General features: G+C 42.6%; 17 protein-coding genes. 11 read left to right on the forward strand and 6 right to left on the reverse strand.

Annotated elements, in window-relative coordinates:
• The first annotated feature begins 7 nt into the window (after positions 1-7).
• The 4 genes from CHJ_RS16980 (at position 8) to CHJ_RS16995 (ending at position 3,981) form a co-directional block, all read left to right on the forward strand.
• Positions 8-814 (forward strand): transporter substrate-binding domain-containing protein, encoded by an 807-nt coding sequence (locus tag CHJ_RS16980; protein ID WP_317918387.1) that lies wholly within the window; start codon positions 8-10, stop codon positions 812-814.
• A gap of 15 nt (positions 815-829) precedes the next feature.
• The gene (locus CHJ_RS16985) at positions 830-1,756 is read left to right on the forward strand and encodes an amino acid ABC transporter permease (RefSeq protein WP_317918388.1); all 927 of its coding nucleotides are present in this window, start codon (positions 830-832) and stop codon (positions 1,754-1,756) included.
• A 152-nt stretch (positions 1,757-1,908) separates the two neighbouring features.
• The gene (locus CHJ_RS16990; RefSeq protein ID WP_317918389.1) at positions 1,909-2,967 is read left to right on the forward strand and encodes a threonine aldolase family protein; all 1,059 of its coding nucleotides are present in this window, start codon (positions 1,909-1,911) and stop codon (positions 2,965-2,967) included.
• Positions 2,968-3,165: 198 nt separating this feature from the next.
• A complete protein-coding gene (locus tag CHJ_RS16995) occupies positions 3,166-3,981 on the forward strand; it encodes an AraC family transcriptional regulator (protein WP_317918390.1) in 816 nt (271 codons plus the stop codon).
• Position 3,982: 1 nt separating this feature from the next.
• Here the strand turns inward: CHJ_RS16995 and CHJ_RS17000 are convergent, their stop codons facing one another.
• Together CHJ_RS17000 and CHJ_RS17005 are read right to left on the reverse strand one after the other, a co-directional pair.
• Entirely contained in the window at positions 3,983-4,597 is a 615-nt protein-coding gene (locus tag CHJ_RS17000; RefSeq protein ID WP_171754411.1) for a fumarylacetoacetate hydrolase family protein, read from the reverse strand.
• 152 nt (positions 4,598-4,749) lie between these two features.
• Complete coding sequence (locus tag CHJ_RS17005) at positions 4,750-5,199, reverse strand: MarR family winged helix-turn-helix transcriptional regulator (protein WP_317918391.1); 450 nt, start codon at positions 5,197-5,199, stop codon at positions 4,750-4,752.
• Between the two features lie 110 nt (positions 5,200-5,309).
• Between CHJ_RS17005 and CHJ_RS17010 the strand changes: the two genes are divergently transcribed.
• Entirely contained in the window at positions 5,310-5,732 is a 423-nt protein-coding gene (locus CHJ_RS17010) for an organic hydroperoxide resistance protein (RefSeq protein ID WP_171754413.1), read from the forward strand.
• Between the two features lie 244 nt (positions 5,733-5,976).
• Here the strand turns inward: CHJ_RS17010 and CHJ_RS17015 are convergent, their stop codons facing one another.
• Both CHJ_RS17015 and CHJ_RS17020 read right to left on the reverse strand, forming a co-directional pair.
• Complete coding sequence (locus CHJ_RS17015) at positions 5,977-6,273, reverse strand: pyrimidine/purine nucleoside phosphorylase (RefSeq protein WP_171754440.1); 297 nt, start codon at positions 6,271-6,273, stop codon at positions 5,977-5,979.
• Positions 6,274-6,360: 87 nt separating this feature from the next.
• A complete protein-coding gene (locus CHJ_RS17020; protein WP_317918392.1) occupies positions 6,361-8,904 on the reverse strand; it encodes a putative bifunctional diguanylate cyclase/phosphodiesterase in 2,544 nt (847 codons plus the stop codon).
• A gap of 560 nt (positions 8,905-9,464) precedes the next feature.
• On the opposite strand from CHJ_RS17020, the gene CHJ_RS17025 reads away from it, so the two are divergent.
• Positions 9,465-11,441, forward strand: coding sequence for an ATP-binding protein (locus tag CHJ_RS17025; RefSeq protein WP_171754415.1), 1,977 nt, complete (start codon positions 9,465-9,467; stop codon positions 11,439-11,441).
• Between the two features lie 109 nt (positions 11,442-11,550).
• Here the strand turns inward: CHJ_RS17025 and CHJ_RS17030 are convergent, their stop codons facing one another.
• Entirely contained in the window at positions 11,551-13,095 is a 1,545-nt protein-coding gene (locus tag CHJ_RS17030; RefSeq protein ID WP_317918393.1) for a DUF3369 domain-containing protein, read from the reverse strand.
• A 345-nt stretch (positions 13,096-13,440) separates the two neighbouring features.
• Complete coding sequence (locus CHJ_RS17035; protein ID WP_171754417.1) at positions 13,441-13,641, reverse strand: restriction endonuclease subunit S; 201 nt, start codon at positions 13,639-13,641, stop codon at positions 13,441-13,443.
• Positions 13,642-13,913: 272 nt separating this feature from the next.
• Between CHJ_RS17035 and CHJ_RS17040 the strand changes: the two genes are divergently transcribed.
• From CHJ_RS17040 to CHJ_RS17060, 5 genes are read left to right on the forward strand one after another with little or no spacing between them, the layout of a single operon-like run.
• Complete coding sequence (locus tag CHJ_RS17040) at positions 13,914-14,870, forward strand: AAA family ATPase (RefSeq protein WP_317918394.1); 957 nt, start codon at positions 13,914-13,916, stop codon at positions 14,868-14,870.
• Between the two features lie 7 nt (positions 14,871-14,877).
• Positions 14,878-15,810 carry a DUF58 domain-containing protein gene (locus CHJ_RS17045; RefSeq protein ID WP_171754419.1) on the forward strand — a complete coding sequence of 311 codons (933 nt, stop codon included), beginning with the start codon at positions 14,878-14,880 and terminating at the stop codon, positions 15,808-15,810.
• Positions 15,807-16,289: a DUF4381 domain-containing protein gene (locus CHJ_RS17050; protein ID WP_171754420.1), complete on the forward strand. Its 483-nt coding sequence runs from the start codon at positions 15,807-15,809 to the stop codon at positions 16,287-16,289. Before CHJ_RS17045 ends, CHJ_RS17050 begins: the two co-directional genes overlap by 4 nt.
• 1 nt (position 16,290) lies before the next feature.
• Positions 16,291-17,259 carry a VWA domain-containing protein gene (locus CHJ_RS17055; protein WP_317919204.1) on the forward strand — a complete coding sequence of 323 codons (969 nt, stop codon included), beginning with the start codon at positions 16,291-16,293 and terminating at the stop codon, positions 17,257-17,259.
• Complete coding sequence (locus tag CHJ_RS17060) at positions 17,252-19,144, forward strand: VWA domain-containing protein (protein WP_317918395.1); 1,893 nt, start codon at positions 17,252-17,254, stop codon at positions 19,142-19,144. Before CHJ_RS17055 ends, CHJ_RS17060 begins: the two co-directional genes overlap by 8 nt.
• Positions 19,145-19,146 lie beyond the last annotated feature (2 nt).

Here is a 19,146-nt window from a genome sequence, read left to right on the forward strand (position 1 = left end):
GAAGAGAGTGAAAACGATCAAAACAGGGATAGCCATATTATTAGGCATACTAACCTCATTTACCGTATTGGCGAACAGTCCAAATGTAGACAGTATCGATAAGCGAGGCACTTTACGAGTAGGAATGTCCACATTTGTTCCTTGGGCAATGAGAGACAAACAAGGTGAACTGATTGGCTTTGAAATTGATGTTGCTAAAAAGTTAGCGGAAGATTCAGGCTGGAAGGTAGAGTTTGTACCTACCGCTTGGGACGGTATTATTCCCGCCCTTTTAGCGAAGAAGTTTGATGTGATCATTGGCGGCATGTCTGTCACTGAAGAGCGTGCAAAAAGCGTGTTGTTTAGCAGCCCTTATTCTCACTCTGGTGTGCAAGTCGCTGCAAACAAAAAACTGGCGGATGGATTTAGTCAATTTAGCGATTTCAATTCACGACGCGTAAAAATTGCCGCTCGCCGAGGCGCTTTTACCGTGCAAGTTGCACGTGAAACCTTTCCTAAAGCTAAAATCTTACAATTTGACGATGACGCACAAGCCTTTCAAGAAGTACTTAATGGCAACGCTCATGCGGTTATTGCATCCAGTCCAAAACCGGAACATGAAGCAATTAAACACGCAGATGTGCTGTTTTTGCCATTTAAAGAGAGATTGTCACGAGGAAACGAAGCTTTTGCCGTTCGTTTAGGTGAAGAAGATAAAGCCGAATTCTTTAACAAATGGATAAAAGCTCGTACTGACGATGGCTGGTTAGCAGAGCGTTACGAATACTGGTTTGCCACCCTTGATTGGCAAAACCAAGTAGCTCAAGGTCGATAAGGCGAAGTAGTTGCGATGATAATAAAAAGTAATCCCTTACCTATTTCTGGGAGAAAAGGCACCAAAGTAGCTAAAAAGTTGAAATTGAATACCCTCGATTATCTACTTTTAGCCATTGTTGCCTTGGCGTTTGCTTGGATTTATCATCGCTCATCTGCTGATATCAACTATCACTGGGACTGGGCTAACGCACTGTCGCTTATCTTTACTCCTAGAGCAGATGGTAGCCTACCCTATTTTTTCCAAGGATTACTCTCTACCATTCGGCTGAGCGTTTGGGGAATGCTGTTTGCCATGATTCTAGGGGTATTACTGGGTGTTGCTCGTCATACCAACCACTGGCTACTCAAGGCACCCGCTACTGCGTATATTCAGTTAATACGGAACATACCGCCCTTGGTATTCGTGTTTATCTTCTATTTCTTTATCTCTAATCAGCTTATTCCGTTACTCGGTTTAGAGCCGTTATTGAGAGAACATAATGGGGATATAAACCTAATACAGTCTTGGTTATTTGGTGAAGCCTATCTTTGGGAAAACTTATTATCCGGTATCTTATGTGTAGGGTTGCTATCAGCAGCTTACATTGCAGAAGTCGTTAGAGCTGGACTAGAAGGCGTTGAAAGAGGACAGTGGGAAGCAGCTGACGCTCTTGGCCTCTCTATTTGGTCGAAATACCGTTATGTGGTCGCTCCGCAAGTGATCACAGCAATTACTCCTCCTTTAGCTGGTCAGGCTATTTCACTCATTAAAGACTCTTCCATTGTCTCACTGATATCAATACAAGAGTTAACGTTTGTGGGGACTGAAATGGCAAATTCATCAGGGCTAATTTTTGAGATATGGCTTATTGTTGGATTATCTTATTTTGTTCTTTGCTTTATTTTATCTTTGTTATTTAGCAAATTAGAAAATAATAGCCGCAAACATTTACGCTCATAGCCGTAGACAGCAATTGGATTAAAAACGTCTCAGCACTATCTTGAGTATAAATAAATTAAATCGAACGACAAAAACTGCAATATTTTACAATGCTAAGGCAAACGAATGAGGCATAGTAGAGCCTTTCTACCTTGTCTTAAGAACTGAACATCATGACTAATACACCTTCCAATCGCGTAGAAGTTAACTTCACTAGTGATAATATTGCTGGAACATCACCAGAAATACTCGCTGCAATCATTGAAAACAGTACAGAAGCGCTAGCGCCATATGGCAACGACGCGTTAACTCAGCAAGTAACGGAGCAGCTTAAGACTGTTTTTGAAACCGATCTAGAGGTATTTCTTGTACCGACCGGAACCGCAGCTAATGCGCTGAGCTTAGCATGCTTAACACCACCGTGGGGAGCGATCCTCTGCCACCCAGACAGTCATATAAACAATGACGAATGTGGCGCTCCAGAATTTTTTACTGATGGCAGCAAGATAATACAAGTCGACGGAACAAACAGTAAAATGGACGCAAGCTTGCTGGCGAAAATGGCGGCAGCTAAAGTTGGTGATGTGCATACCGTTCAGCCCTCTGTGGTCAGTATTACTCAAGCGACTGAAGCTGGAAACTGCTATTCGTTAGACGAAATCCGCCATATTGGCGACATTTGTCACTCCAATAATTTAGGGTTTCATATGGACGGGGCGCGCTTTGCTAACGCTCTGGTCAAACTCAACTGCACGCCAGCGGAAATGACATGGAAAGCAGGTGTGGACGTTCTCTCTTTTGGTGCAACAAAAAATGGTACCCTTGGCGTAGATGCCATCGTGTTATTTAACAAAAAACACGCAAAAGAACTGGCGTTTCGCCGTAAAAGAGCCGGACATTTACTGTCTAAGATGCGTCTATTTTCCTGCCAGTTACACGCGTATCTTAACGATGATTTGTGGCTAAACCATGCCAGGCATGCCAATGCTATGGCTCAGAAGCTAAGCCATGGCCTAGAGCGCACGGGTAAAGTTGAACTGATTTCAGCAACAGAAACCAACATTATTTTCTGCAAAATGTCACCCGAGCTCATTGAATATCTCGTCGACCTCGAAGCCAAGTTTTATCATGACCGCTGGGAAGAAGGGGTTGTTAGGCTAGTAACGAATTTCTCAACCAAACCAGAGCAAGTAGACTACTTTATCCAGAAAGTGGCTGAGTTTACTCCATAGCCTTCGCTCTGGATAAGAAAGTCAAAATAACCTATGTTTTCATATAATGAAATGCATAGGTTACTCAGTACTGCCGTTTTAGATAGGCAACAAAGCAAAATCATACATTGGAGATAAATCTATTGTGTTGATTTTAATAAGGTTAAAGGCGATCAAGGTAGTACTGAGGTTGCTCTAAATCCTACATCTGGAGATCACTTGAGTATAAAAGATAAGGTCCAATATCACCGTGTTGCCGACTCTGCGGATTTAACACTGAGTGAAGGTATTTATATCGATTACAGGTTTGAGCCTCACTACCACATCGACTTTCATATCGGGCTGGTCGTTAGTGGCGTGCAACAACAAAAGTTTAATGGCCAACAAGTACTTCTTGGCCCAGGAAGAGTATCAATCATGCCGCCAGGGGAGATACATGATGGCTCGGCTTATCAAGACCCATACTATCGGCTCAATACTTTTCGAATAACTCAAGATATGCTCGATGAGCATTTTTTGGATATTTTCGATCGCCATCGTTCTGTCTCCTTTGCAGGGGCAATGTTAGACGACGCAATACTGTCAAAACAGCTCAGCCATTTATTCTCATTAATCAAAGGAACGGGAGAGCTGTCGTCATTATCCGTTGAAGAAAACTGGTTAAAAGTTCTGCACCCTATTCTCTCACAACTCAACCAGAGTAAAGCCCCTGAAATAAAGGGCGGTTTATCCGGTAAACACTGGGATTGGATTAATGAGTATTGCCGTGAACATATGGCCGACAAAATCACTTTAGCTCAACTTGGCAGCATCTCAGGTTTAAGCCGCTACCAGCTCTTGCGTCGATTTGAAAAAACCATCGGCATTACGCCGCATGCTTGGTTGACACAATTACGCTTAGAGTACGCCTGTAGAATGCTAAGAAAATCAGATGAACACATCGCCAACATCGCGACCAACGTTGGCTTTTATGACCAGAGTCATTTTAACCGAGCGTTCAAAAATGCGTATGGAGTCGCACCTTCTAAATACTGACTTACTCAGCCAACCATTCCGCTTCGACAATGGTGCGCTCTTCACATTTTATTCGTCCGGTAAACACATCTCCCGCTCTAACGACACCGACCCCTTTTGGCGTTCCAGTCATGATTATGTCGCTAGTCTCTAATGTTGTATAACCGCTCAGCTCTTGCAAAATAGTTCTAGGTGAGTAAAGCATCTGGTTCACATGACCACTTTGAATCCTCACACCGTTAATAAACAGTTCGATAGATAAGCAATCAATGTCTACACCGTCTAAAGGAACAAACCGGCTGAATACCGCAGAGTGATCAAACGCTTTTGCCCGCTCCCATGGAAGCCCTCTGTTTTTCAACTGAGACTGTAACTCACGCTTAGTTAAGTCTAAACCAAACCCTACCGCCGCCAATTTTTTGCGTCGAACTAAGAAGCAGATCTCTGATTCATAATGGAGAGGCTCTTGAGAGAATGCGTATAACCGGTTACTGATGGCTGAATTGGGTTTATTAAACACCACCATCTGTTCTGGCATGGCGTTACCTAACTCTTCAATATGCTCAATGTAGTTTCGTCCTACACAGACGATTTTTGATGGCTTAACTCTTTTGTCACCTAACTGTACTGTATTCATCTATTAATCCATTAATTTTATTCATTAACCTCAACTCGAGATATTTAAGCCTCTCAGCATAGCTGCTTTTAGCACCTAACCGCGCCTCGTCAACTTATAACCTATTGAATTTAAAAGTTAGATTGACTTCCTCATCCCAAGTTAAAGTTACATTAGTCTAAGCGAGAAAGCACCTTTTCACACAGCGTCTTCAACTGAATAAGGTCATCCAGTGGCAAGCCAATTTTACAAAACATACCCTCTGGAATCGCCATGGCTTGTTCCTTTAACTGTGCCCCTTTTTCTGTTAAGTAGAGCATTCTCACTCGTTCATCCTCTAGGCTCCGCTTTCGCTCCACCAGAGATTTGCTCTCTAGTCTTTTTAAGAGAGGCGTTAACGTGCCTGAATCTAAATACAATTTCTCACCTAGGGTTTTGACGTTAATACCATTAGTTTGCCATAACACCATCATTACTAAATATTGAGAATAGGTTAAATCCAGTTGTTGCAAAAATGGCCTGTAAGCCCTAATTACCGCATTAGCTGCGCTATAGAGAGGAAAACATACTTGGTTGTCTAAGGTGAGTTTTTCTGCATCTTGCTCAGAATTACATGATGTCATTTTACTGCCTCATAAATATATTGCGCACAATATACTTGCATTACGAATAAAGTTCGACATATAATTGCAAACAATCTAATTGCGCACAACTTAAATAACTGGAGCATACAATGACAACTTTATATAAAACAAAAGCAACGGCACTCGCTGGCCGAAACGGTAACGTAGCAACTGAAGACGGATTGCTAAATGTCGATCTAAGCTATCCAAAAGAGATGGGGGGGTCAGGCACTGCAACAAACCCAGAACAACTTTTTGCAGCAGGATATGCCGCGTGTTTCTCTAATGCGATTTTACATGTCGCTAAAGAAGCAAAAGTTAAAATTGCTCAAGCGCCTGTTAGTGCCGAAGTTGGCATTGGACCAAATGCAGAAGGGGGTTTCGAACTGAGTGTCGAGCTAGCGGTAAGCTTAGATCTTCCGCAAGATAACGCGTTAGAACTTGTTCGTGTTGCTCATAAGGTTTGCCCTTACTCAAATGCTACGCGTGGCAATATAGACGTCGCGGTTACTGTGAATGGCGAAGCCATCTAAAGCCATCTATTTACACAAAACCACTGCCACTGAGTCTTTGTTTCTGTACCACTTGGGAGTCCCTTTCGAGAATAACTCGAAAAACTAACCACATTGATTGAAGCACATTAGAGCCTGTTTTAGCCTCCCCGCAAACAGGCTCATTTTTTACTCATCGGCTTTAGAATAAAAGGGCTGAAGTAGTACTATGCGACTCTCCTCATGCCTTGCTCAAAACGCTTGTAGATTGAACATCACTTGTACTTTAAAGATCAACCGACCCTAGGTACTCACATAAATAGGCAGTAGCAACGTCCACTTTGACATCAAATGATGAGTTAGCTTTGACATCAAATGCTTCACCCGCTTTAAACTGTACCCACTCGCTATCATCTTCACGCTTAATGGTTAATGCCCCTTTAACCACCGTCATCTTTTCCGCGGCCTGTGTGCCAAAGGTATAAGTACCCACAGCCATCACACCCACGCTGCTGTCACCATCTTGCTGGTTAAAGCCAAGAGATTTTACTCCACCATCAAAATAACTGTTTTCTTTAATCATCATACTTCCTTGTTCGTTTCTCATTGAGATCATACTTTGCTACATGCAAATCTATGACTCGCTTACTTGCTCAGTTCACACTGGCGGTTATTTTCTTGTCGTTTCCAGCAATTCCGTTAGCTGCTCCGCCGCAAGAGGTTTACTGTAGTAATATCCCTGTCCTTGCAAGCAGCCACGCTGAATTAAAAAATCCACCTGCTCTTTTGTCTCGACACCTTCTGCAATCACTTTTAAAGACAAAGCATTACCCATGGCAATAATAGCGTCAGTAATCGCAATACCATTACTATCATGAGGCAGGTCATTCACAAAGGATTGATCAATTTTAATTTTGTTTAATGGCAGTTGTTGAAGATAACTTAATGACGAGTAGCCCGTACCAAAGTCATCCATAGAAAGCTCAATTCCAAACCGGCGTAACGCCTTCAAATACTTTATCGAACGTTCAGGCTTACTCATCATAAACCCTTCCGTCACTTCCAACTCTAAACGGTGGGTAGGCAAGCCCGTCTCAGTGACAACCGAAATAACCTGTTCAACAAATGACTCTTTTTGCAGCTGCGGTCCAGCGACATTAACCGCGATCCGCCCGAAGTCATAACCTTGTTCTAGCCACTCAACACCTTGTCTGCATGCGGTCTCAAGTACCCAGCGACCAATGTCATGTATTAACCCCGCTTTTTCCGCTACCGGAATAAACGCCAAAGGAGAAACCTCTCCCAAAGTTGGATGCTTCCAACGAATAAGTGACTCAAAACCAATTAATTTTCCGGAAGCCATATTGAACTGCGGTTGATACACCAGTTGAAAGCCATCATTTTCCAAAGCCCCATGCATGGCACTTTGCAACTTTAAGTGCACCTCCGACTCTTTGGTAAGCGACTCGGTATAAAAGGCAAAATTATTGCGACCATCATGCTTTGCTCGATACATGGCCACATCAGCATTTCGTAATAGCGTGCCACTGTCCGCGCCATCTTGAGGATAAAGAGCGATTCCCATACTGCCGGTAAACCTCAGTTGCTCTCCGTTAGAAAGCACGATTGGCATATCAAAGATCTTCATCAATTTGCTAACAACTAAGGCAACAGCATTAGGATCAGAAACGCCAGTAAGTAACACCACAAATTCATCACCACCAATACGGGCGATGGTATCTTCTGCGCGTAAGTTCTTCTTCAATCGGGAGGCAATTTCACAAAGCACCTCATCACCAATTAAGTGGCCATAGCTATCATTAATGTGTTTAAAATGATCAATATCGATGAATATAGTGGCAAATTGACCAGAATTTCGCTCAACATGCTGAATTTCTTGCTCAATCTGCGTAGACAGTTTTAACCGATTGGGTAGATCCGTTAATGGGTCGTGGTAAGCCATGTGTGTCAATTCGGCTTCACTCTTCTTGATCAAAGAGATATCCGCGAACACCCCAACAAAGTTACAAATTTCATTGTTCTCATCGTAGACAACACTAATGGTCGAGAGCTCTGGATAAATAGCGCCATCTTTTCGTCTATTCCACAGCTCTCCCTGCCACTTGCCATTCATCACAAGTGAGTTCCACATCTCTCGGTAAAAATCACCATCATGACGGCCTGATTTAAGAAAGCGAGGATTACGACCTACTGCTTCCACTTCTGAGTAACCGGTAATTTCACAAAAAGCTTTGTTTACATAAGCGATATTGCCATTGCGATCAGAGATAATGACACCTTCTACTGAGTTCTCAAATACCGTCCCAGCAATCATCAGTTGATCTTCAATCACTTTTCGATTGGTTACATTTCGTGTCATACCGATAATGCCCACGGTTTGACCCACATTATCGACAATCGGCGCTTTAATGGTTTCTAACCAAGTTTTATTTTCAGGGTCAGATACATTTGAGTACTCTTCCACAACCATTTGAGTCCCTTCTTCTACTACCTTTTTATCGGTAATCAGGAACTTCTCGGTTAACTCCTTATCGAATATTTCCCCATCGGTGTAACCAATAATTTGCGATATTCTGGAGTGCCATGCGGCTTCCACTTCTTTATTGCAAAAAGTGTACACGCCGTTCATATCTTTAACCCAAAGATGATCTTTAAAGCTATCAATAAACATTTGGAAATCAGGCGCTTCAAAGTTCGCCCCCGCAGCGGCCAACTCAGCTTGGTGAGTGAGCTGCGCCTTTTGATAGAGTGCGATCAAATCTTTCTCGATATGACTCACCACGCTATCCAGTAAGAGACCATCATCGTCACTTAACGGCTCATCTTTTGGCAATACAACTAAACAGCCAAAGCGCTTTTTACTCAGCCAACAAATAGGTAGCCCAACCACTTCAATGCCCTTCTTCGGACTTTGCTGTGTCGGCTCTTTGCTATCGTCATTAATCAGATGGTCAGACGTTAAAAGCTCACGAGTTAACGCTCCATTTTCCATCACACGAGAGCAAAACGGTTGCCACTGTTCATTCAGTGAGTTGAGATCTATGGATTTATCAGAAGTCACTATTGGCAAAAAACGCTCAGCATTTTTTTCAAATTGGCATAACACAAACCGGCAACCAATAAGTCGCTGAAAACGTGAAAAAAGATTTTGCCAAGCCTCTATGGACTCAAGTGGTATAGCTGGATTTATCATAAAACGGCATTATCGATAACTCTAACGTTAAAAGTGCTGCACACTTTCAAACAGTAGAGTATGTTCTGAAATTACTAGATTGATTCCTGCACAAAATATAACAATTTAATCTTTGAATAGGTAAAACAAATATCTATAACGTTAAGCTAATAGCAGTTCTAAACATAATTATGTGGCTTATAATCTAAAACCCCTTCTAGACACCGTATTCAGAGCAACATTGGTTGAACCGTTCAAAGGAAATAATAGAACCACTCACCTTCTTTCTAAGGTTGCCTCAAGCCACCATTTCAATGGCCATTATTTGTATACTCAAGTGACCTCAAGGTGCAGGATTCAGAGCAACATCAACAAGTTCAGTTCAAGAAAGATAATTGAAGGCATGGCATTTCCTTTCAAGATTTCTGACGCAGAAATGGGCGTGTTGAGGTCACTTGAGTATATGAACTGAAAAATATCAATTACGAACCTTAGCAAGGTCACGTTATGCGATTTGTCTGATTCACCAAAAGGGTCAAGGGCAACTATACTGACAGAAGTGTGAATTTTTAAGGTCAGGTATGAATACAGTAAAAGCCATGGCAAACAACATCAGCAACCCAATTAGAAGCCGCATTGGTAAACGTATTATTCTAATAATGGTGTTGATAAGTGGTACGGTGACGTTAACAGCGACAACACTTCAACTGGTATGGGATTATAAACGTGAAGTCAGTGACGTAGAAAATCGTCACAAAGAGATAGAGACCATCCATGTCCCCTTATTGGCTGCATCCCTGTGGGAGTTCGACTTAAAACTACTGCAACAAAAGCTTGAAGGCTTAATAAACCTGCCTCGCATTAACTATCTTGAAGTCCGCTCCGCAAGCGAGCTTTTTTACGCAGGCAGCCCAGTAAAAGACAATGCTTTAACCGATGAGTACCTCATTGTTTACCAGTCTTCGTACAATGAAGAACCCGAGATACTGGGCACGTTGCGCGTTGAATCTGATCAGCAAGAAATTTACGACTACCTGATTCGCCAATTTGTCATCACTTTGATCATCAATGCCTTCAAAACCATCATTGTCTGTTTAGTTATATTGATGGTGATCCACATCAGCATTAATCGACGAATTTTTTCTATTGCTCAATATCTGAGACGCTACAATCCACGGCACCCAAGTAAGCCTCTCAAATTGCCTTCCACTAAAGTTGTCACGCAACATAATGATGAATTAAATCAGTTAGGTAATGAGACCAACAAGATCACGTCTAGGCTGACGCTTCTTTATAACAACATTAAGTACGAGCAAGAACGTTTTTCAGATTTTGCTAATGTCGCCTCCGACTGGCTATGGGAAACAGATGAGAACGACATTCTCATTTACGCATCATCAGAAATGATCGACGCTTTGGATATTAATGAAAATATTCAACTGCATTTTCGTGATCTACCGGCGTTAAAAAATGCCGAGCAACTGCTAGATAAAATAGCCCAGAAGCAAAGTTTCTCATTTTGTCAGGAAACCGTAGTGATAGACGGAATCACTCACTACTTACTTTTCCAAGCCAATGCCAACTATAAAGATGGAGAGTTTACCAACTTCAGAGGGACGGCCATCGACATCACCGTACTTCAGCAAGCTCAAATTGAGCTAGAAGAGCTGAATAATACCCTAGAAGGCAAAGTCATAGAGCGTACTCAAGATCTTGAAACCAGCATGCATAGGCTACAAAAAACGCAGCAACAACTGATTGAGTCAGAAAAACTGGCGGCTTTAGGCGGGCTGGTCTCTGGTGTTGCTCACGAAGTCAATACGCCATTAGGTATTTCCGTTACTGCCGCGTCTATCATTAAAGAGATTATCGCAGAACTCAATAATGCATTTGCTCAACAAACACTCACCACAAGTCAGTTCTCCAACCTCATGGAGCGAATGAATGAAAGCACCGATATGTTAGAAACCAATTTGAATAGAGGTGCCAAACTAATTCGCGACTTTAAGCAAACGGCGGTAGACCAAGTATCAGAAAGTCGCAGTATCTTTAAGGTTTACCAAGTATTGGATTCTCTTATTGCCAGTCTGCATCCTGAAACTCGCAAGATTCCTGTGGAACCACGCTTAGTTGGCGACACTAATATCTCCATGAACAGTCTGCCAGGTGTGTTAACGCAGGTCATATCAAACTTGGTTCTTAATAGTGTCAATCACGCCTTTACCAACCAAACTGCCCCAGAAATTGTTATTAATTTCACAGAAGAAGGGGACAAAGTGGTATTTGAATATCGTGATAACGGCAGCGGCATAGAAAAGCACCTGCATCAAAAAATATTCGAACCTTTCTTCACTAGCAAGCGAGGCAAAGGCGGTTCTGGGTTAGGTTTGAATCTGGTGTTTAATCTTATTCAGCACAAGCTGGAAGGCCATTTAGAGTTCGATTCAGAGCCCGGGCAAGGTGTGCACTTTAAGTTCTGGTTACCAAGCCAATTGCCTCTTACGGTCGAAAAAGAGCTTGAAGAATTAGAAGATGTTTCAGGCCAACAACATGGTTAATGGCAGCGGTTAATAACGGCTGCCATTTCAGATAAGAAGAAAGTTAGATAAGAAAAAAGGAGGTAAACCGTGTTTACCTCCTTTTCGTCTCTATCACTTTCATTGTGACTTAATCTGGGAACTTCTCTCTAATATCTAAGAACTCTTCCCAGTTATCTAAAATCAAGTCCACCATTTTAGGCTCAAAATGCTTACCTCGTTGCGAGACAAACTCTTGCTTAATTTTTTCATCCGGCCACGGTTCTTTGTAGCTGCGTTTTGAACCCAATGCATCGAATACATCCGCAACCGCGGTTAATCGTCCTGCGACTGGAATATCTGTACCTGACAAGCCATTAGGGTAACCACTACCGTCCCATTTCTCATGGTGATAACCTGCAATTTCTTTAGCGACCAAGATTAACCGACGTTTAGAGTTACTCAGAATCTCAACGCCATAGTCAACGTGCTTCTTCATAATCTCCCACTCTTCACTGCTCAGTTTTCCGGGCTTATGAAGAATGCTATCAGGAATGGCCACTTTACCCACATCATGCAGTGGAGATGCATGCTTAATGAGTCGAGTCTCGTTGTCAGGCAAGCCATACAACTGCCCTAACCGCTCACTAATCAAAGAAACACGTTGTACATGCGCACCGGTCTCTTTACTGCGAGCTTCAACCGCATTGGCAAGGTTGTAAACCAACTCTTTCGAGGTGTCTTGCAAATCCACCATTAGGTTAATATTTTCAAACGTCAGACAGATATTCTGCATGTATATCTCAAGCAGTTGCTTGTCTAACTCCGACAGCTCTGTGTTTAAATTGATATAGAGGATACTGTTCACCCCTCTATCATCAGTCGCAAAAAACACATAAGCATCTTTATAACTTAATGACGCACCAAAATTGATCGTTTCTAAACAACGTTTTGCGACTTCATCAGGCAACAATTCAAATGAGCACTCAGGATAAAAATTAACATAGTCCCCAGTTGCTGCAAGCGTTAAGGCACGAGTATCTTCACCATCCGAACTAGGTTGAACCAAGCAATAAAAAGCGGAAGCATCTAACTTTAATAAAGAGGTTAATTGATGCAAAACGGTTGTCGCATAGGTTTTTAACGTATTGGTATTTTGTACGTTCGCAGAAGCGGTAATTACTCGGCTTAACCCCTCTTTCTGCTCTTCAATTAAGCAGAGATCTCGATAAGAGCGCAGCATTGAATAGAGCAAGGTACGAAGCTTTTGCGTGGTCAGTTCGGTCTTTTCTTTGTAGTCATCAATTTCATACTCTTTAATGACGACATCTTCAGGTGCCTGTCCTGCTTGTCCCGTTCTTAATACCAAACGGATAAGACGGTTATCCTGCTCTGTACGAATGTATTTAACCAAATCTAGACCAGCGTGTTCGGTTTCCATCACTACGTCTATTAACGCAATGGCAATATCATCGTTATCTTGAAGTATCACCTTCGCCTGCTCTGCAGAAAACGCAGAAATAAGCTCTAAATGTCGCTCTTGAAACTCAAAACCACTCAGTGCAATACGAGTAATTTGATGCATCTGCTCATCATCGTCTACTAGCAATACTCGCCATGGATTCTCGTGCAGTATGTTTTTTTCTTCTGTTTCATCTGTTCTTTTGGGATCACGAAGATCAGCAAACAACTCCATTTCAACCTCTTCTGACCTGTAACGGTGATAAATCTAGATCGTTAAATTCTATCAAGGAATAGCATCAACATTATTTATAATAGTCCTTAATAATTAGAATGCGTTAATAAGATAAAAATTCAAGCAGTTCTTTCTACTAAGTTTAGTGTTCTTTTGTAAAGTGAGACATTGATTATTGATAATCACTCTCACATTAAGAAACAATACACATATTAGATAGAAAAATCACAGACTTCCATCAATAGATTATTAAAAACCCCATTTATCGCTAAATGGGGTTTGGTAGAAATAGTCGTCACCTTTTGGCTATTACCAGCATAAATACCGATAAAAACAGCTAGCACATCAGTGAATTGGATTTTCTGTTTTCTGATAAAACTTTCCAAAATGTTCTTCTAATGCTTCTGGTGTCAGTTTTCCCTCAGCTTCCAGTTTCTTTAGCTTTTCAACCACGGCTTTCTGCTCTTCCATTGAGGGAAGTTTGACTTCCGGCTCATCATTGGATTCTTGGGACATTTTTTCTAACTCTTTTTCAAAATCACTCATTCTGGTACCACTTCAATAGTTATCTGACTAAAGTGTACCTACTTACAAGGTTTGATTCTACTCTCGGTTTATCTCTTCACACACAAGCCAGAAGACGCTTACCAGCCATACATGCCATTTTGTTTCTGCTTTGGGGCTCTCGATGCATCGCAATAACATCTGTTAAAAAAAACTGCTTGATAACTGTATGATCAGCCTCATAATCTGTAAATAACTGAACTTTTTTATGCCTTTACTTACCAAGTATTAAAAATTTACCGAGACATTCACTTATGCATGCAGCGTTATTTCAAAAACTTGAGTCTTATCTTAATACCCAGATCATCGGCCAGAGCGAATTGGTACAACAACTCCTTGTTGCCTTGCTTGCCGATGGACATATTTTGGTAGAGGGCCCTCCCGGTTTAGCGAAAACTCGCGCAGTACAGAAACTGTCAGAATGCATTGAGGGAGATTTCCATCGTATCCAGTTTACTCCGGATCTTCTTCCAGCAGACTTAACAGGTACGGACATATTCAGGCCAGAGAAAGGGGACTTTACTTTCCAAGCTGGTCCTATTTTTAATCACCTGCTGCTGGCAGACGAGATCAACCGGGCACCCGCCAAAGTTCAAGCTGCAATGCTAGAAGCGATGGCAGAGAAACAGATTACTGCCGGAAGAAAAACCTACTCACTGCCTGATCTGTTTCTGGTTATGGCGACACAGAACCCTATAGAACAAGAGGGAACTTACCCTCTTCCTGAAGCTCAATTGGACCGTTTTTTACTTCATTTAGATGTCAGCTACCCCGACAGTGACAGCGAACTGGCGATTTTGCGCCTAAACCGAGGTGAAGCACTTGGCAATGAACATATTGAGCCTGTGTTAATTGATCAATCGGTTATTTTCGCTGCTCGTCACCATGTACTGTCTGTTCATATGGCTGAAAGCATCGAACAATATATAGTGCGACTGGTCATGGCCACACGCCAACCCGCTAAGTACTCTTCACAGCTCGAACAGTGGTTAGAGATGGGAGTAAGTCCAAGAGCCACTATTGCGTTAGATAGATGTGCAAGGGCTCATGCCTGGTTAGCGGGTCGAGACTATGTTACCCCTGATGATGTCCAAAAAATGGCCTTTCCTGTACTTCGCCATCGTCTGCTATTGAGTTATCAGGCTCAGGCAGAAAATATCCACCCGAATCAGGTGATTTCTCAACTGATCACAACCGTGGGTAGCGCATAAATCTGTCATGAAGATCGATTTACCTAGCAACGCCAATGGCGTGACACTCTGTCTAGATGAGCTTTTGCCTTATAAGAGTCAAACGGTTCGATGGCTTGCACCCGCTAAAAGTTTATGGTCTCAACTTAACGGTCAACATCAGAGTGGCCAACAGGGACGAGGAATGAACTTTGCCGAGGTGAGAAAATATCAAGCCGGTGACGACATTCGCGCCATCGACTGGCGAGTAACCGCAAGAACCGGGAAAGCCCACACCAAATTATTTACTGAAGAGCGTGAAAAACCCGTCATGCTCTACCTTGATTTCAGTCGAACCATGAGGTTTGGCTCCCAATACCTATTAAAGTCGGTTCAAATGGCACACATGGCCAGTTTAATCAGTTGGTTAGCGGTAGAACAGAAAGATCGTATAGGCGCCGTGTTAGACAGCGGTACAGAGTTATTTGAGCTAAAACCCACCTCACGAAATCGAGGCCCATTACAGTTACTAAGTAAATTGATTGAAATGCATAATGGCGCATTGTATAACCACGCATTACATAGTGCTGAGCAATCATTGCAAAATGGGCTTTATACTTTAAATCGACTGTGCCCAAAAGGAAGTGAAATCGTTATTTGTAGTGACTTTACCCGTTTTGATGAGCAGAGAGACAGAGCCATTATAACCAAGCTTAGGCAGCACAACCGTGTTCAAATGATTCAATTTTTTGATCCACTAGAGCATGGGCAAACCTCATTCAGAGGAACAGAAAAAGTAACCAATGGAAAACAGAGCATCTGGCTAAACTTTTCCAATAAAAAAACCAAACAACAACTGGAAAGCGCTTTTCATATAGAACAGCAGAAAATTAAATCTCTATGCCAATCATTGGCGATTCCATACTATTCACTATCAAGTGCAGAGCCACTTATTAACCAAATTGCCGGGACGCAGTCATGACAGAAACAACAACAAATATAAGTCATCCCCTTTCTCTTCAATCTATTCATTTACCTGAGCCTCCCACATTTTGGCCAGTTGCATGGGGTTGGTGGAGTCTACTTGCCGCCGCCATATTACTCATATTGGTGATTGTTGGGACATGGCGTTGGCGAAAAAACCGACTGCGAGCTAAAAAAGCAGCATTAGCCCTGCTTACTTTAGAGAAAAGCACCCTAACACCGTCTGGTGCCATGGAAATCGTCCGCCAAGCGGTTTTAAGCTATTACCCTCGCTCCCGTGTTGCTCATTTATCTGGAGACAAATGGTTGCAGTTCTTAGATTCTCAAGTTAGCAGTGCCATATTTAGCAGCAATCAGAGTCAGTGGTTAGAAGCCTTGTATCAAAAAGAGAGCCATTTTGACCGAGAAGAGATGATCAAACAGTGTGATCACTGGCTTACTACCGCGTTGCCACCCAAACGAGGCGGTCGTGGATAGTTTGTTTAACATCAGTTTATTATGGTGGTGGATGCTGTTTCTGCTGCCATTGCCCGTTTTAGTCTATTATTTTACACCTGCAGTCAATACCACAGCAGCCGTTACCTTACCCTACTTGCCTCAGCAAGCTGCGGAAACCAAGTCGCGATTCTCTTTAAGCCAAATTATTGCTGGGCTCATCTGGCTGTTACTTGTCACCGCTAGCGCACGACTCGTTTGGTATGGGGAGCCCATCGCACACCAACCTAAACACCGCGATATGATGCTGGTGGTGGATTTGTCCGGTTCAATGGAACAGAAAGATATGCTATCGGGTGACGAGTATATTGACCGACTGTCAGCGGTAAAGCAGGTCCTATCCGACTTTATTTTGCAGCGAACAGGGGACCGTCTTGGCCTGATTCTTTTTGCTGATCACGCTTATTTACAAACACCGCTTACTAGAGATAGACAAACTATTTCAGAGCAACTTAATCGCACAGTGCTTGGGCTGGTTGGCAAAAAAACCGCCATTGGTGAAGGGATAGGACTGGCAACCAAAACATTTATTGATAGTGACGCCCCTCAACGGGTCATAATATTACTTAGCGACGGTTCAAATACCGCTGGCGTGTTAGACCCGATTAAAGCCGCACAGATAGCAAAAAAATATCGCACCACCATTTATACCGTAGGTGTTGGCGCAGGGGAGATGGTCGTGAATGATTTTTTCATGTCACGAAAAGTGAATACCGCGAGAGATCTGGATGAAAAAAGTCTGAGCAAAATTGCAGAAATAACCGGAGGGCAATATTTTAGAGCTAGAGATCAGCAACAGTTACAAAGTATCTATCAAACCATAAATGAGTTAGAGCCTATAGCAACAGATAAACAGATTTTGCGTCCACAAACCGAATGGTTTAAATACCCACTTTCCCTTGCGTTGATTCTATCTGTTGTACTTTTTGTTATGAGAAAAAACCATGGTTGATTTTGTATTTATTGCCCCTTTATGGTTGCTCGCCATTGTGCCTTTGGCACTCCTTCTCATCTATTTTTCTAGAGGAAGTCGCTCCACAAGCTTGATCGCTTCTCATATTGCGACAGGACTACAACTGGCACGGCATAAAAACCATCGCTCTCTCTATTATCTTGTTGGCCTGTTTTGGTTTTTGTCGATTCTCGCACTGGCAGCACCAAGCCTACAAAAGCAGACTTTACCTGTCTATAACAACAGCAATGCACGGGTGCTTATGCTGGATATGTCCCGCTCTCTATATGCTCAAGACATAAAGCCAAATCGATTAACTCAGGTAAAATATAAAGCCCTTGATCTACTCCCCGCATGGCAAGAAGGCACAACAGGGTTAGTCGCTTATGCCGGAGATGCTTATACCATCAGCCCATTAACCAGTGATGCCGCCACATTAGTTAACCAAATCACCAATTTGTCACCGAGTATTATGCCCTACCCCGGAGCGAATGCTGGCGCGGCAGTAAAACTGGCGATATCGATGTTGACACAAGCGGGGTTCCATCAAGGAGACCTTGTTTTAATCAGCGATGACATTGATAACAATGAAAGGAAAACAATAGAGGCGCTACTTGCAGACACGCAATGGCGGTTATCTATTTTAGCAGTGGCCTCTGAAGCGGGTGCACCAATCCCTCTACAAGACGGAACTCTACTAACTAACTCAACGGACACCACTATTATCGCTAAACCGAATATCGATAATATGATTGCACTCAGTCAACGTTCGGCCGGCGTATTTGCCTTGAGCCAAAATGATAACGCTGATGTAGAGCTGATTGCCAGCGCCACCAGCAACGCAATACTAAACAACGTACTAAGCAAAGATCAACAGCTTGAAAAACGGCTAAATAACGGTATTTGGTTACTGCCTTTATTGCTGCCTTTGGCGCTATTGCTCTTTCGTCGTGGCGTACTACTGGGGTTACTGGTGATGGTTGGCAGCCTTAGCCAATCTCAGCCTGCATTTGCTTCCCCTTGGCAAACCGATGATCAACAAGCTTTCGCCGCTTATAAAAAAGGGGATTTCAATGCCGCAGCAGAGCAATTTGTTGATGCCAAATGGCAAGCGGCCGCAGCCTATCAAGCCGGACAATACCAACGAGCTGCGGATCTACTGCAAGAGTATCAAGATGTGGAGTCTCGCTATAATCTTGCCAATGCTTTGGCTCAGAAAGGGGAACTGGCGCAAGCAGAGCAGATTTACCAAGATATCTTAAAAAATAACCCAGATTTTGACGACGCTAAAAAGAACTTAGACATTGTAAAAAACGCAATGAAGCAACAGCAACAGCAACAGCAACAGCAACAGCAACAGCAACAGCAACAGCAACAGCAACAGCAACAGCAACAGCAACAGCAACAGCAACAAAAATCTGACAGCAGTAACAATCAATCTCAACAAGATTTAAAAGGTAAACAGCAAAAAACGTCCAGTAATAACGACTCTTCTACTCAAAAAGAGGGATCAGACCTACAACCTGAAAGCTCAGATAACAAGTTCGAAAATAAGTCCAAAAATAAGTCCGAAAATAAGTCCGAAAATAAAGACTCTCAGTCCACCGAGCCTTCTAAAAATGAGTCGCAAAATAACCAAGAGACTCAACAGAAACAAACGGCACAGAAGCAAGATAACAAGAATGATGACGCAAAAGCTGAGCCTGCCAATACCCCACTCGATAGCGAGATCAACAGCAACGACAATAGTAAAAGTGTCGATGCGGAGTTGAGAAAACTTGAACAGGTTGAAAGTGCTAGAGATGGCAATTTACTACTTAGAAATCAGATGATACTGCAGGCCAGAGAAAAACCTGCCCCTGTTAACAATGGAAAAACGTGGTAACC

The organism is Vibrio sp. MACH09, from assembly GCF_033238805.1.
Classification (GTDB): Bacteria; Pseudomonadota; Gammaproteobacteria; order Enterobacterales; family Vibrionaceae; genus Vibrio.

Coding starts and splice junctions, on each gene's coding strand:
- CHJ_RS16985 (WP_317918388.1), top strand. CDS start 830: ATGATAATAAAAAGTAATCCCTTACCTATTTCTGGGAGAAAAGGCACC.
- CHJ_RS16990 (WP_317918389.1), top strand. CDS start 1,909: ATGACTAATACACCTTCCAATCGCGTAGAAGTTAACTTCACTAGTGAT.
- CHJ_RS17000 (WP_171754411.1), bottom strand. CDS start 4,597: ATGAATACAGTACAGTTAGGTGACAAAAGAGTTAAGCCATCAAAAATC.
- CHJ_RS17005 (WP_317918391.1), bottom strand. CDS start 5,199: ATGACATCATGTAATTCTGAGCAAGATGCAGAAAAACTCACCTTAGAC.
- CHJ_RS17010 (WP_171754413.1), top strand. CDS start 5,310: ATGACAACTTTATATAAAACAAAAGCAACGGCACTCGCTGGCCGAAAC.
- CHJ_RS17015 (WP_171754440.1), bottom strand. CDS start 6,273: ATGATTAAAGAAAACAGTTATTTTGATGGTGGAGTAAAATCTCTTGGC.
- CHJ_RS17020 (WP_317918392.1), bottom strand. CDS start 8,904: ATGATAAATCCAGCTATACCACTTGAGTCCATAGAGGCTTGGCAAAAT.
- CHJ_RS17025 (WP_171754415.1), top strand. CDS start 9,465: ATGAATACAGTAAAAGCCATGGCAAACAACATCAGCAACCCAATTAGA.
- CHJ_RS17030 (WP_317918393.1), bottom strand. CDS start 13,095: ATGGAGTTGTTTGCTGATCTTCGTGATCCCAAAAGAACAGATGAAACA.
- CHJ_RS17035 (WP_171754417.1), bottom strand. CDS start 13,641: ATGAGTGATTTTGAAAAAGAGTTAGAAAAAATGTCCCAAGAATCCAAT.
- CHJ_RS17040 (WP_317918394.1), top strand. CDS start 13,914: ATGCATGCAGCGTTATTTCAAAAACTTGAGTCTTATCTTAATACCCAG.
- CHJ_RS17045 (WP_171754419.1), top strand. CDS start 14,878: ATGAAGATCGATTTACCTAGCAACGCCAATGGCGTGACACTCTGTCTA.
- CHJ_RS17050 (WP_171754420.1), top strand. CDS start 15,807: ATGACAGAAACAACAACAAATATAAGTCATCCCCTTTCTCTTCAATCT.
- CHJ_RS17060 (WP_317918395.1), top strand. CDS start 17,252: ATGGTTGATTTTGTATTTATTGCCCCTTTATGGTTGCTCGCCATTGTG.